This window comes from Mesobacillus foraminis (genome assembly GCF_004340465.1).
In the GTDB taxonomy this organism is placed as follows: Bacteria; Bacillota; Bacilli; order Bacillales; family Cytobacillaceae; genus Mesobacillus_B; species Mesobacillus_B foraminis.
The window spans coordinates 153096-165759 of record NZ_SLVV01000002.1 but is presented as its reverse complement, the minus strand read 5'-3'; the positions used below and the strand labels follow the sequence as shown (position 1 = coordinate 165759).

Here is a 12664-nt window from a genome sequence, read left to right as displayed (position 1 = left end):
TAAATCTATTAATATAGTTTTTGTGAAAGCGATAACAGTTTACAAAACTGAATGTAAAGAAGGAGGGATGAAAATGGTCAGAAAAGCTTTTGTTATGTCTGTTTACCCTGATAGGCATGAGGAATATGAACTTCGTCATAAGGAGATATGGCCGGAGCTGGTCGCAGAATTACGCAATCACGGGGCAAGCAATTATTCTATTTTCCTGGACAAAGAGACCAGTAAGCTGTTTGGTTATGTGGAAGTCGAAGACGAAGAGAAGTGGCTTAAAATGGCATTAACGGAAATAAACCAAAAGTGGTGGGCCTTCATGGAGCCGATAATGCAAACGTATCCAGATAACAGTCCGGTCTCCATTGATCTAAAGGAAGTCTTTCATATGGATTAACCGAAAATGGGAATAAAGGGGGAGTAGTGGATGGCACAGAACAAAATCGGTGCAAAAAAAACAACTGGCTGGAAAGCGACTATATCGGTTGCGATGGCAAACTATATTGAAGCAGGGTCCATTATCGCGGCCGCCAGCAGCCTGACACTTTGGCAAGCCTATCTTAATATCGATAATATGGGTGTGGGGCTTTTAAGTGCTTTGAGTGCAAACGCTTTCGGCGCTGCGATTGGAGCTTTAATAGGGGGCCCCTTAACGGATAAGTTTGGAAGGAAATTTATTTTTACATATGATTTATTAATTTATATGCTGGGGGTTTTGCTCATTGCCGTATCGGTCAACTTTCCGATGCTGCTGATTGGAACCATCATTACTGGCATTGCCGTAGGTGCGGGAGTGCCCGTTTCCTGGACATACATTGCCGAGGAGTCTCCGACTGATAAAAGGGCAGCCCATGTTGGTACTGCCCAGCTAGCCTGGTCGTTAGGACCTGCTATTACCTTCTTGCTGGCTGTGCTGGCTGCTCCATTAGGGTTATTAGGCTCGAGGCTTATCTTTTTCCATTTACTGATTGTGGCGTTTATTACCTGGTACCTCCGGCAGGGGCTGGATGAGTCGAAGATGTGGGAAGAACAGAAGGCTAAGGATGACCGTGATCACGCTGCAGGTATTCAAAAACGGAATGCGTTTAAAGATCTCTTTACTCTTAAAGTTAACCGACAGTCCTTGTTTCTCTTAATTGGCATTTATCTATTTTGGAATTTAACGGCCGGAGCCATGGGTTATTTCATGCCTTATATTTATGAAAATGTTGGCGGATTAAGCACGATGCAGGCGAACTTGCTTCAGGTTTTCCTATGGTCTTTCACTGTACTGACCACGTACTTTGGATTTATGAAACTGGGTGATAAGGTCAGCCGGAGGGCCCTTTTCGGAATAGGTGCCGGAATGGGGGTCGTTGCCTGGGTGATATTAACCTTCATGCCAATGACCTGGCCAACCCTGATTGCCTTTGTTATACTTTGGGGATCATCTGCTGGGATAGGCGCACAAGCCTTCTATGCATTGTGGACCAGTGAATTGTTCCCAACCATCTACCGGGCAAGCGCACAAGGAACCATGTATTTTATCGTTCGTACCGGTATTGCGGTATGGTCGTTTGTGTTGCCGACCATCATGATGACACTTGGATTTAAAGTAGCGGGAATAGTGATGATTGTTTTCCTTGTTGTTCATATGATCATTGGAATTGCCATGGCACCAAATACACAAGGGAAAAACTTGTCAGAAATTGAAAAAGAACGGTACGGAGACCTGGAGGGATTCGAACATTTAAAAAATGTAAATTAACTGCTATCTTTTTTAGATGTAAGAAATTTCTTGACACAAGACACCAGAATATTGGTTGTCTTGTTTTTTTTTGTGGTTGTTTTAAACAAGTAATAGAGGAGGGTGTAACACTTGTTCAAATTAGTGCTACCTGGTGCGCTCCATTCCGAATCCAAGGGCCCATTTTAAATGGACGAGCATAAGAACTGGGATTAAGAATCAGGTTTGCAAAGGAAGATGTCGATAAAGAGCCTGGGGTGACAAAGCAGTCAGATATACAAGGCCTCCCTGCATTATTGTTAATCGAAGAAGGAGCGTTAAACGGGACGATGAACTGCGGAAAAAATTAGAGAAAGCCTTGGTGGATGAGTAACGGTAGTAAAAAGCTCTAAAGAAGGAGAACTGTCCTTTATAAGGGATTTAATAATGCAATCGAAAGAAGTCTTGACCGGTTTAATCTTTCGTTTGAACGTTCTATGAGAGGGAACATGGTAGAAAAGTAATATTAACCGGGAGGGACTTATGTTTTTTCTCAGCTGGGACAGTATAGTAAGATTGTTGATTGTCGGTGTACTCGCATATATTGGATTGGTTTTTTTATTAAGAATTTCCGGGAAGAGAACCTTGTCCAAATTAAATGCGTTTGATTTAGTGATAACTGTTTCAATTGGTTCTACTTTGGCTACTATACTGCTTAACAAAAAAATCTCATTGCCTGAAGGGATACTGGCCTTTTTCATTTTAATTGGTTTGCAGTATGTTATTACCTTGTGTTCTGTAAAGTCAAAAAAATTTAGTAAGTTAATTAAATCGGAGCCTGTGATCCTTTACGAACAAGGGAATTTCATTGATCATGCCTTACAGGCTGAGCGTGTTCTTAAAGAGGAAATCTTGCAAGCCGCCCGTTCAAATGGGCTGTCAACAATGAAACAGGTTAAGGCAGTAGTACTTGAAACCGATGGCAGCCTGTCATTAATTAAATCTACAGAATCGGAGTTTTCGGATACTTTGGGAAATGTCAAGTGTACAAGGGTGAATAAACGCGAATAAGGTTCTTCTGTCAATCTAACACGGCACCGGAAAGAAAGAAAAAAACCTTGTAAGATAAGTTAACAAGTGAAATGACATCAAGCCACTCATCTACTATTATTCTAATTAATCAGAGATTTTTTCACATGAGGGTAAAATCAGCGGAAGAGGAGAGGACTTGATGGTTATTAAAAAAGCGGATATAGGAGATAAAATCGTTTCAACAAGGGGAATAAAAGGCAAAGTAGAAAAAGTTAATGAGAATTCTGTCATTGTCGAGATTCTTGAAAATTTATCCGGAAATGAATTCACAAATAATAAAACAGTGGTGTCTCATAAGAACTATCAAATCATCTAATTTGAGAGATACATACTTATAAACGAAACAAAACTTAAGCTAGCGGAATCGCTAGCTTAAGTTTTGTTTGCCGATAATAAGGACAGGTTATGTAAGTTAATGCATAAAATATACAATAATTGTTTGAAAATTCTGTCCGCTTTATAAAATGGGGAAAGTAATAAAGGCAAAAATATCAAAAAATATTAGTGTTTTTTAGCTATTGTACAAAATAAAATAATATTTAAAAAAAGTATTGCGGAGAATAATATATGTGTTAAAATACATTTAGATGAATAAATATTAGTTTTCTACGAAAAGTTGTAAACTAACACCAGGGGGACGAAAAAGATGAAGAAAAAATATTTATTGGGCGCAATCGCTGTTGTCGTTATAGGCTTGTTGGCTGCCTGCGGACAAACTGATCATTCAACAGCAAATGGCGAAGAGAAGAAAACAATCGTTATGGGAACATCTGCTGACTTCCCTCCATTTGAGACACGCGATAATAATGGGGAAATTATTGGTTTCGATATAGAATTGGCGAAACAGGTTACAAAAGAATTAGGCTATGAACTGGAAATAAAAGATATGAACTTTGATGGGCTGATAGGTGCTCTCCAAGCTGACACGGTTGATTTTGTAGCATCTGGAATGTCTGCAACCGAAAAGCGGAAACAAAGTGTCGATTTTTCAGCTGAGTATCATCGTTCTGGTGAAATGTTTGTAACTTTGAAAGATTCAAAGATTAAAAGCATGGAAGACTTAAACGGGGCAAAGGTCGGTGTTCAGCTGGGAACCATTCAGGAAGAAGGCGCAAAGAAATTGGCTGAGAGCACAAAAATTGATATTAAAACCTTGAATAAAGTACCAGAACTTATCCAGGAATTAAAATCAAAGCGTATTGATGCAGTCTATCTCGATCGCACAGTTGCTGAAGGGTACGTAAGTGAACTTGGTCTAGCAGCATTTAAGGACGAAAGCTCTGGTACTCCGGGGATGGCCATGGCTTTCCCGAAAGACAGTGAAATTGTGGATAAATTCAGCAAGGTCATTGAAGAAATGAAGAAAAACGGAGAGCTTGAAAAACTTGAGAAAAAGTGGTTGGAAAAAGAATAACATCAAGAAATGAGGTGTAAGGCATGGATTTGGATTTCCTCCGGATCGTGCCTTCTATTCCCTTTATATTAAATGGAATATGGGTCACGTTACTATTCGTACTGGTTTCAGCAATTCTGGGATTTTTAATCGGAACAATTCTTTCATTATTTAAAATTGGAAATATTCGCGGGCTAAAGTGGTTCGCAGATGCCTATACATCAATTTTTAGGGGAACACCCTTAATCTTGCAGCTTATGCTGATCTATTTTGCGACACCTCAGCTCATCGGCTACGATATTCCTGCTTTTCTAGCTGGAATCCTCGCCTTTGGATTAAACTCGGGTGCTTACATATCCGAGATTATCCGCGCCGGCATCCAGGCTGTTGACAAAGGGCAGCGTGAAGCAGCTGAGGCATTGGCCATTCCATACAAGCCTATGATGAAGGATATTATACTGCCGCAGGCTATGAAAAATATCCTCCCCGCTTTATTGAATGAATTTATTACATTAACCAAGGAATCCGCCATTGTCGCCACAATTGGTTTCATGGATATAATGCGCCGTGCCCAGGTCGTCAGTGCAAATACTTATACTGCATTCGAACCGTTAATTTTTGCCGGACTGATCTACTACATCCTGGTCATGGGACTGACGCTCCTTGGCAGAGCTGTTGAAAGGAGGCTGCGCCGCAGTGAGTAATCCATATATTAAAATCAACAATCTTCATAAGTCATTTGGCAATCTGGATGTCTTAAAAGGAATATCGACTACAATTGATAAAGGTGAAGTAATTGCGATTATCGGACCTTCTGGCTCCGGGAAATCAACTTTTCTGCGCTGTTTGAATCTTCTTGAGACTCCGACAAGCGGACAAGTATGGATAGGCAGCGATGAACTGACTGCAAAAGGAACGGATATTATGAAAGTTCGTCAGAATGTTGGCATGGTCTTTCAGCACTTTCACCTTTTTCCTCATAAAACGGTCCTTGAAAATGTAACGTACGCACCGATCACTGTTAAAGGCGTGGAAAAAAATGTCGCCGAGAAGCAGGCAATTAATTTGTTAAAATCAGTGGGCCTTTCCGATAAGGCAAATCAATATCCCAACCGCCTTTCTGGAGGGCAAAAGCAGAGGGTGGCCATTGCCCGGGCACTTGCAATGGCACCGGATGTTATGCTTTTTGATGAACCAACTTCTGCTTTGGACCCTGAAATGGTCAAGGAGGTTCTCGATGTAATGAAATCACTAGCGCATACTGGCATGACGATGGCCATTGTCACCCATGAAATGGGTTTTGCGAAAGAAGTTGCTGATCGTGTCCTTTTCCTTGACGGCGGTGTACTTGTTGAAGATGTTCCGCCTGAGGAGTTCTTTTTAAATCCGAGTAGCCAGAGGGCAAGGGACTTCCTGGATAAGGTTCTTTAGATCACAAAAAATCGAGCCGCCGAGGACATTTCTCCGGCAGCTCTTTTTTACATACGGATCAGAAAGGAATGAATGTGATGAAACAGATTATTATAGAGGAAATCGAACGAAATCAGAAAGAATTTTATGATATCAGCATTTATATTGGCGAGAATCCTGAGCTGGGCCATGAGGAATTTAAGGCGAGCGAAATTCTTACCAGGACATTAAGGAAGCATGATTTCTCTGTGGAGCCTGGGACTTGTAATCTGCCTACAGCTTTCACGGCTACATTTGACAGCGGCAAAGAAGGTCCTGTGGTTGCTTTTATGGCTGAATACGATGCATTGCCCGAGGTAGGCCATGCATGCGGCCATAATCTAATCGGAACAATGGGCATCGCGGCCGGTATCGGACTGAGTAAAGTGGTGTCAAAAACAGGCGGAAAGGTGATCGTTTTTGGTACACCTGCGGAAGAGACCAGTGGCGGAAAAGTGACTATGGCTGAAGAAGGAATTTTTGACTCTGTAGATGTTGCATTGATGGTTCATCCCTTGGACCGTTATACAAAGAGCGGCCCATCCCTTGCAATGGATGCGATACAATTTGAATTCTTCGGAAAATCAGCCCACGCTGCAGCAAGTCCACACCAGGGAATCAATGCACTTGATGCAGTTATTCAATTGTTTAACAGCATTAATGCATTACGCCAGCATATCACGCCTGATGCGAGAATCCATGGGATCATTTCGGAAGGGGGGAAGGCAGCAAATGTCGTCCCTGATTATGCTGTAGCCCAGTTTTATGTTCGTGCCGCTAAGAGATCCTATGTAAATGAACTGGTTGAAAAAGTAAAACACTGCGCGGAAGGTGCTGCCCTGCAGACAGGCGCCACGGTAAAGTCTTCATTTTATGAGTTTTCTTATGATGATATGATCACCAATAATGAACTGTCTGAAGCTTTTACAAAAGAGTTAATTTCCTTGGGAGTTGATGAGGCGGAAATCTTGGACCAACGCGATGGAACAGGATCCCTTGATATGGGGAATGTCAGCCAGGTTGTCCCATCCATCCATCCTTATATTAAAATCACAAACGAAAACTATGCCTGCCATACCAATGAATTCAGGGAGGCAGCCATGAGCGAGCAGGCGCGGGAAGCAATGATACGGGGGGCGAAAGCTATGGCCCTTACCGGGTATGAAGTACTGACAAATCCTGTACTTCTTCGCAAAATAAAAGCGGAATTCAAACAGGGAAAACTATGAGTGAAATTTAAGTTTAAGTTGAAAATGAAAATAATTACCGATTCCATTATGTGGGAAAATGGCTATGGAAACGGGTTAAAAGAACTGCCAGTTAATTGGCAGTTCTTTTGCTTTATGGGTCGAATATTCCTATAACTAATTGGTCAGCGGAAATATCTTGCATCAGCTCTTTAGGACAGAAAAGGAGTGTGAAAAGGAGGGGAACACATTGGAGAGAAGTGTCATTCGTGAGGGATCAAAGGAACAGAAACGGATGACATGTGAGTAAAGAGGTAAATATCGGCTTAAGAGAGAATGAGAAGCGGGTATTTGACAGGTAAAAGGATCTTTCGGGCAAGGAAAAGAAAAAACAGGAAAGACAAGGAGCAATTAAGAACTCTCTTCGATTCATATACTCAATACCTTTCGCATCAGAGGAAATGATGCATATAATATTGTTAGTAATGATGACACCTAATCTTCAATTAAAGGATGTACATAAATAATGGAATGGAAATATCGGCCACAGAAAAAAGACCCATTCTCGGATTGCTTAATGAAATGAATTAAAATGAAGGGCTTTGAGATAAAATTATTTAAACCCGTATCTTTTTCCTCTGGTCCATTCGTTTAAAGGCCAGAGAGGTTTTAAAGGAGTGAAACGAATGACTGCCAGCAAAGGAGCAGCTGTCAAACAGATGAAATCCGTAACTAATAAGGGACTGGAGGAATTGTACCCTGGGCTGAAGCGCTATTGCCGCTTTCTAGCTCAAAACTCATGGGACGGAGATGATTTGGCCCAGGAGGTGGCTTCAAAGGCATTTGACTTTTACAAGGCGGGGGAGATAAGTGCCGCTTTGTTAAACAAAATCGCCTATCATCAATGGATTGACACCTTAAGGAAAAGAAAATATGAGATGGTCGGCATTGATGGGGAAATATCCGTACATGACGAAAAAAGCCGACAGGATACCATACTGGATACGGTTAAAATACTAATTGAAAGACTGACGCCAAAACAATCCGTCATTTTTGTCCTAAAAGAAGGATTTTGCTATCAGGCTAAGGAAATTGCGGAGATCCTTGGAACAAATGAAACCGCGGTCAAGTCTTCCCTTCACCGGGCGAAAAAGAGATTGGAAAAATCCCATACATTCCATACGGTGGATTCATTTTGGCAAGAGGATGAACAACGTCTGCTGTGTGACCTAATGTATCAATCCCTCCAGGAAGGGGATCCTGAAATACTCCTTGAATGGATTTCGACTGTACGATCGGAAGCTGGCACCTTAAAGCTTGCAAATTCGAAACCTTCCTATTCGCCTCTCGGAATGATGTGCATTGCAGCCTAAATATAGGGAGGATTAACCAAATGAGTACAGTTCCTTATGTCATTGAACAATCCAATCGGGGAGAACGGTCCTATGATATTTATTCCAGGTTGTTAAAAGATCGAGTTATCATGATTGGAGATGAAATCAACGACCAAGTGGCGAATAGTGTAATCGCACAGCTGCTGTTTCTTGAAGCTGATAATCCAGAAAAAGATATTTCAATTTATATAAATAGTCCGGGCGGATCGATTACAGCAGGTTTTGCTATTTTTGATACAATGGAGCATATTAAGCCGGATGTTAGTACCATCTGTATCGGTATGGCTGCTTCCTTTGGTGCTATGCTGCTTTTGGCAGGCACTAAAGGGAAAAGATACGCCCTGCCAAACAGTGAAATAATGATTCACCAACCGCTTGGGGGAGTAAAAGGGCAGGCAACCGAGATTGAGATTTCTGCACGAAGAATCCTGAAGCTCAGGGAGCAAATCAATGCGATTATATCAGAACGAACTGGTCAGGCAGTTGAAAAAGTCGCCAGGGATACAGACCGGGACTACTTTATGACTGCTGAAGAGGCTTTGGAATATGGAATAATTGACAAGGTAATCAGCCGGAAAAAGTAATACAAAATGGATTAAAACCAAAAGCGCAGCATAAGCTGCGCTTTTGGTCTGAAGCGGACTTGGTGGGATTTGAACCCACAAGATGTCCAACAGTTATCATTAACCGCTGACTGCTCTGTCCATTGAGCTACAAGTCCATAAACCTATTATTGCCCGTTTCGCTGCTTTCATACATATTTTTCAGTATAGTATGGGGAATGAGTAAAACCTCCATCCATACTAGAAAAACGCCAAATGAATGGCGTTTTTTCATTACTGATTGTCTTGATTATCGTTGTTATTTGTCAGGTTGGTAATAGCGTTTTTTGTTTTGTCCACGGCCGTCATTGCCGCATTTTCAGTGGCTTCAAGTGCGTTATGGGCTGCATGGAATGCCGCTCCAGCCGTATTTTTAATACCCTCAGTAATATTACCCTGATTTTGCTGATTATTTCTTTGTTCAGCCATTATTTCTCACCTCCTAAACAGGATTAGGTTTTGCAGTAACCATGAAAATATGCGGTGAATATTCTGGTATCAGGTTAAGTAGTGAGGTTACTGACAATAATGGTTGACAAAGAATTGTGGGAGGCAAAGCAATGAAACAGACATTTGAATATAGTCAAATTCACTATAATGAAGCAATTTACCATTTGGAGCAAAAATGGGGCAGAAGGCTGAATGAGCATGAGAGGCATGTCTTGATTGAAGGATATAAATTCGGCCGCTTAGTTGAATCAGAAAACCATTTAGCAAAGGAATTCTTGTTTAGTGAACTTGAACGAAAGTCAATATAACAAAAGGGCCAATGGCCCTTTTTCTGATGGCTGGCAGCCGTCATAAGTTCCTCCTATATCTGTAAAGGGTGCCTCCTTCTATGAATTTGTTTTTTGCCTTGAGGATTTCGTACTCAAAAGGTAATCAGGTAGAGTGCCATTCTCTTTTTTTTTCTGAGTGATCCAATTCTTCCATATCATATGATGTGATGATTGAAAGGAAAGAGCCTGGACTAGTATCGTCCATTTGTTTTCACTCCATTTTTTTGTTTAATTGCTTAAGTATTAAAAATTTCTCGATTTGTCCTTTAGTGTGAACAGCTGCTTTTCTTTTTTGCCAAAGGTTTCAAGATGGCTTTTCAAAGAGCTGGAATTAGAGATGAACGCAAACATAGTAATCGTGGAAACCACGGATATCAATGCTCCGGTTACGACATCGAATGGGTAATGGACCCCTACCCATATGCGGGAAACTCCGACGGTTACAGCGAGTATCATCCAAATGTATCCTGTTTTCCTGCTGAAAAGCCAAAAGGTCGTACAGAAGGCGAAAAAGACCATCGTATGGTCACTTGGGAAGGAGTTTCCGACTGTTTTATCGATCAATTGGTTGACATTTGATAGTTCAGCAAACGGCTGTTGATTTGAATGAAGCATTCCCGCAAGTTTGCCGGCAACTTCAGCAAAAATAAAAGAAAGAAAACCGCAGATCACCATCATTCTTTTCCTCAAGCCACGCGACAGCCAAAAGAAAATAACAGCCAGGGCTAAAAAGTAAATTGCATACTCAGTTATAAAAATCATGATTGGATTAATGCCTGGGTATTCCTTCCCCAAGTCATTGATCATTCTAAATATCCTGATGTTTTGTTGAAATAGCTCCATTTTTATCCTCCCTGCTTTTATTTCTGCTAGGAACATTATAGTGAGACCGGAAAATTTACCACAATCGGTTCACATTACATCAGCCTTACAAATTTGAAAGATTGAATCTTCTAAGGAGGCATTTAAGATAATCTTTCCTTCAAAGGAGCACCGAAGGTACAAGATTCACGATGAAGGGTCTGTATAAAAAACAAACGGCCGTATACACAGCCGTTTCCTTTAATGAACTTGTCCATAAACTCCTTGTTTAATCTTTGCTTCCAAGAATTCCTATTATGCGCAAAATGTTAACAAACAGGTTAAGGAAATCGAGATATAGGTTTAAGGCCATCAGCGGGATTTCTTCTGCAGTGATACCATGCTGTTTCATTCTATTAAAATCGTAAAGAACATAACCGCTGAAGACCATGACGCCAACAAAGGAAAATGCAAGCATTCCCGCAGAGCTCAGGGGCCAAAACATATTAAAAATGGAAATGGCAATCAAGGCAATTAAAGCGGCGAACAGCATCCCGCCTAAAAAGGTTAAATCCCGTTTAGTAGTCGATGCATAAATCGCAAGGCCGCTGAAAACAGCCGCAGTTGTCCCAAAGGCCATAATTACAGTGCTGACACCCCCGATTGCCAAGTAATGAGCCACAATCGGATAAGTTGTCATTCCCGAAATAAAGGTAAATAGATATAGAAAACTATAGGAGATTGCTTTTCGCTTTCTTAGGAATAAGGCTCCAATAAGCAATGCAAGCTCAAGGATGACAAGTGGAAGAAACATCGCTGGCGGTATATACACTCCAAGCATTGTACCAATAAATGCTATCCCAAGTGAAAGAGCGAAGGTTTTTTTCATGACTGAAGGCATATAGGAACCGGCTGTAGTTGCATACATAATTTTTTTCTCACCTCTGTAATTTTGGTTATAAAGATTTCTGCCCACGGCAAAATTTCCGATCTTTTCATCAAATAGTGAGTAATACAGGAGCAGGGTGTGGCATTAACATTGTTCCAGCTATTTATACGAATCTCATGTCGAAAGGTTTCGGTTTGGATAAAAAAAACCTCACACTGAGGTCACGGATTGATCATCTCGGTTACAATGCAGGGACGACACTGTTTTTCGGCTGCCGGGGAGTTGACTCTGTATCCAGGGATTATTTTCGGCTAGGGGGAGATCCTGATCATATAGCAGCAGAAAGGAAGTCATAATAATCGTTTTTAACTAAAAATAATGGATTTACTACTGGTAGTGGAAGAAACTGGGGTACCCAAAAAAGGGAGAAAGTAAAAAACACCTTGCTTGAGGTGTTTTTTGCTTTTGGCAGCCATTATAAAAATCAGAGGACCAGGGAATTTAAGCATTCATCTGTTCTTAATCAGCAAGCTTGAGCGCTGTATCAGATACTGTTATATCCACCTGCAGCTGTTTGGTTAAATCATGAGGATGATAGTATCCTTTTGCAACCATATAATTGGTGATTTTTTCATGTGTTGCGATTGCCTCCCGGAGCTGTTCTCTTAAAGCTGCCCTTAATTCAGGCGTCCCAGCTTCTGTGATGGCAACGGCATAATTCCTTACACCAGACTTTGCGGAAATCAGGAAATCCGTGGCGATTACCTGGTCGGTCATACCGCCCATCCCGGTCAATTTTTGGATTAGCTGGTTCATTGATGATCCTCCCGTTTTGTAATGAATTGTTTCAGCTCCAGGATATGCTTTGTGCCGGTTTTCACGTCATCTGCGAGAATATTTTTAAGCTGTTCATCTGTCGCCAAAACACCCATGGTGGCTGCTTTAGTTAAGCATAGATTCTTAAAGGTTAGCAATTCATGAATATCGAGGGTTTCATGTAGACCTAAATACTTTGTCATATACTCACTCCATTTTGCATTTTTCTTTAATTATCGTTTCATCTGTGTTTGAGATTTATTCATTCGGTGTTTTTCATTGTTTTTACATAAAAGTAAAGGCTATTTGGAAAAAATATCTCTGTTGATTATAAACGGAGGTGCAGGAATGGAGAAAGAAACCCTAGCGTTGCATGAGACACTTGAAGCGCATGAAATCCTCAATTTTAAAACCGTTTGCCTGTTGCGATCTAAACTAATGCAGGGAATCTGCTTTGATAATGAGTTAAAAAGATTGATGGAAAAGGACGTCCAGCAATCCATTATGGATGTGAATGAGCTGCTGAATTTTTACAAGAATACTCAATTGCTGCAGTAGGAGGAGTA

Annotated in this window: 17 protein-coding genes and 1 tRNA gene; 12 read left to right on the top strand and 6 right to left on the bottom strand. The window is 41.0% G+C overall.

The annotated features are described in order from the left end of the window. Nucleotides 1-73: 73 nt before the first annotated feature. The 10 genes from rhaM (at nt 74) to clpP (ending at nt 8795) form a co-directional block, all read left to right on the top strand. Entirely contained in the window at nt 74-388 is a 315-nt protein-coding gene (gene rhaM / locus EV146_RS03265; RefSeq protein ID WP_132001817.1) for an L-rhamnose mutarotase, read from the top strand. Nucleotides 389-418: 30 nt separating this feature from the next. Beyond that, entirely contained in the window at nt 419-1738 is a 1320-nt protein-coding gene (locus EV146_RS03260; RefSeq protein ID WP_132001814.1) for an MFS transporter, read from the top strand. 501 nt (nt 1739-2239) lie between these two features. Then, complete coding sequence (locus EV146_RS03255) at nt 2240-2767, top strand: DUF421 domain-containing protein (RefSeq protein ID WP_121613177.1); 528 nt, start codon at nt 2240-2242, stop codon at nt 2765-2767. Between the two features lie 166 nt (nt 2768-2933). Then, complete coding sequence (locus EV146_RS03250) at nt 2934-3104, top strand: DUF2187 family protein (protein ID WP_121614059.1); 171 nt, start codon at nt 2934-2936, stop codon at nt 3102-3104. Between the two features lie 330 nt (nt 3105-3434). Beyond that, the gene (locus EV146_RS03245; RefSeq protein ID WP_132001811.1) at nt 3435-4202 is read left to right on the top strand and encodes a basic amino acid ABC transporter substrate-binding protein; all 768 of its coding nucleotides are present in this window, start codon (nt 3435-3437) and stop codon (nt 4200-4202) included. Nucleotides 4203-4225: 23 nt separating this feature from the next. Beyond that, the gene (locus EV146_RS03240) at nt 4226-4885 is read left to right on the top strand and encodes an amino acid ABC transporter permease (protein ID WP_121613175.1); all 660 of its coding nucleotides are present in this window, start codon (nt 4226-4228) and stop codon (nt 4883-4885) included. Further along, nucleotides 4878-5612: an amino acid ABC transporter ATP-binding protein gene (locus EV146_RS03235; protein WP_277873201.1), complete on the top strand. Its 735-nt coding sequence runs from the start codon at nt 4878-4880 to the stop codon at nt 5610-5612. Before EV146_RS03240 ends, EV146_RS03235 begins: the two co-directional genes overlap by 8 nt. A 77-nt stretch (nt 5613-5689) precedes the next feature. Then, nucleotides 5690-6859 carry a M20 family metallopeptidase gene (locus EV146_RS03230; RefSeq protein ID WP_132001808.1) on the top strand — a complete coding sequence of 390 codons (1170 nt, stop codon included), beginning with the start codon at nt 5690-5692 and terminating at the stop codon, nt 6857-6859. A gap of 644 nt (nt 6860-7503) precedes the next feature. Next, on the top strand, nt 7504-8190 hold the full coding sequence (locus tag EV146_RS03225) for a sigma-70 family RNA polymerase sigma factor (protein ID WP_241993790.1): 687 nt from the start codon (nt 7504-7506) through the stop codon (nt 8188-8190). Between the two features lie 20 nt (nt 8191-8210). Next, on the top strand, nt 8211-8795 hold the full coding sequence (gene clpP / locus EV146_RS03220; RefSeq protein WP_132001805.1) for an ATP-dependent Clp endopeptidase proteolytic subunit ClpP: 585 nt from the start codon (nt 8211-8213) through the stop codon (nt 8793-8795). 54 nt (nt 8796-8849) lie between these two features. Here the strand turns inward: clpP and EV146_RS03215 are convergent. Both EV146_RS03215 and EV146_RS03210 read right to left on the bottom strand, forming a co-directional pair. Continuing rightward, nucleotides 8850-8932, bottom strand: a tRNA-OTHER gene (locus EV146_RS03215). 115 nt (nt 8933-9047) lie between these two features. After that, on the bottom strand, nt 9048-9242 hold the full coding sequence (locus tag EV146_RS03210; protein ID WP_121613172.1) for a hypothetical protein: 195 nt from the start codon (nt 9240-9242) through the stop codon (nt 9048-9050). A 131-nt stretch (nt 9243-9373) separates the two neighbouring features. Here EV146_RS03210 and EV146_RS03205 point away from each other — a divergent pair, with 131 nt between their 5' ends. Next, complete coding sequence (locus tag EV146_RS03205; RefSeq protein WP_121613171.1) at nt 9374-9571, top strand: hypothetical protein; 198 nt, start codon at nt 9374-9376, stop codon at nt 9569-9571. Between the two features lie 264 nt (nt 9572-9835). On the opposite strand, the gene EV146_RS03200 is transcribed toward EV146_RS03205, so the two are convergent. The 4 genes from EV146_RS03200 to EV146_RS03185 form a co-directional block, all read right to left on the bottom strand. Next, the gene (locus EV146_RS03200; RefSeq protein ID WP_132001802.1) at nt 9836-10435 is read right to left on the bottom strand and encodes an undecaprenyl-diphosphatase; all 600 of its coding nucleotides are present in this window, start codon (nt 10433-10435) and stop codon (nt 9836-9838) included. 247 nt (nt 10436-10682) lie between these two features. After that, nucleotides 10683-11321: a Bax inhibitor-1/YccA family protein gene (locus EV146_RS03195; protein WP_132001799.1), complete on the bottom strand. Its 639-nt coding sequence runs from the start codon at nt 11319-11321 to the stop codon at nt 10683-10685. 480 nt (nt 11322-11801) lie between these two features. Then, nucleotides 11802-12098: a spore coat protein gene (locus EV146_RS03190; RefSeq protein WP_121613169.1), complete on the bottom strand. Its 297-nt coding sequence runs from the start codon at nt 12096-12098 to the stop codon at nt 11802-11804. Further along, complete coding sequence (locus EV146_RS03185; protein WP_121613168.1) at nt 12095-12301, bottom strand: hypothetical protein; 207 nt, start codon at nt 12299-12301, stop codon at nt 12095-12097. The genes EV146_RS03190 and EV146_RS03185 overlap by 4 nt, the downstream gene beginning before the upstream one ends. A 145-nt stretch (nt 12302-12446) precedes the next feature. Here EV146_RS03185 and EV146_RS03180 point away from each other — a divergent pair, with 145 nt between their 5' ends. Further along, the gene (locus tag EV146_RS03180) at nt 12447-12656 is read left to right on the top strand and encodes a spore coat protein (RefSeq protein WP_121613167.1); all 210 of its coding nucleotides are present in this window, start codon (nt 12447-12449) and stop codon (nt 12654-12656) included. The last annotated feature ends 8 nt before the right edge of the window (nt 12657-12664 follow it).

Coding starts and splice junctions, on each gene's coding strand:
- rhaM (WP_132001817.1), top strand. CDS start 74: ATGGTCAGAAAAGCTTTTGTTATGTCTGTTTACCCTGATAGGCATGAG.
- EV146_RS03260 (WP_132001814.1), top strand. CDS start 419: ATGGCACAGAACAAAATCGGTGCAAAAAAAACAACTGGCTGGAAAGCG.
- EV146_RS03255 (WP_121613177.1), top strand. CDS start 2,240: ATGTTTTTTCTCAGCTGGGACAGTATAGTAAGATTGTTGATTGTCGGT.
- EV146_RS03245 (WP_132001811.1), top strand. CDS start 3,435: ATGAAGAAAAAATATTTATTGGGCGCAATCGCTGTTGTCGTTATAGGC.
- EV146_RS03240 (WP_121613175.1), top strand. CDS start 4,226: ATGGATTTGGATTTCCTCCGGATCGTGCCTTCTATTCCCTTTATATTA.
- EV146_RS03230 (WP_132001808.1), top strand. CDS start 5,690: ATGAAACAGATTATTATAGAGGAAATCGAACGAAATCAGAAAGAATTT.
- EV146_RS03225 (WP_241993790.1), top strand. CDS start 7,504: ATGACTGCCAGCAAAGGAGCAGCTGTCAAACAGATGAAATCCGTAACT.
- clpP (WP_132001805.1), top strand. CDS start 8,211: ATGAGTACAGTTCCTTATGTCATTGAACAATCCAATCGGGGAGAACGG.
- EV146_RS03210 (WP_121613172.1), bottom strand. CDS start 9,242: ATGGCTGAACAAAGAAATAATCAGCAAAATCAGGGTAATATTACTGAG.
- EV146_RS03205 (WP_121613171.1), top strand. CDS start 9,374: ATGAAACAGACATTTGAATATAGTCAAATTCACTATAATGAAGCAATT.
- EV146_RS03200 (WP_132001802.1), bottom strand. CDS start 10,435: ATGGAGCTATTTCAACAAAACATCAGGATATTTAGAATGATCAATGAC.
- EV146_RS03195 (WP_132001799.1), bottom strand. CDS start 11,321: ATGTATGCAACTACAGCCGGTTCCTATATGCCTTCAGTCATGAAAAAA.
- EV146_RS03190 (WP_121613169.1), bottom strand. CDS start 12,098: ATGAACCAGCTAATCCAAAAATTGACCGGGATGGGCGGTATGACCGAC.
- EV146_RS03185 (WP_121613168.1), bottom strand. CDS start 12,301: ATGACAAAGTATTTAGGTCTACATGAAACCCTCGATATTCATGAATTG.
- EV146_RS03180 (WP_121613167.1), top strand. CDS start 12,447: ATGGAGAAAGAAACCCTAGCGTTGCATGAGACACTTGAAGCGCATGAA.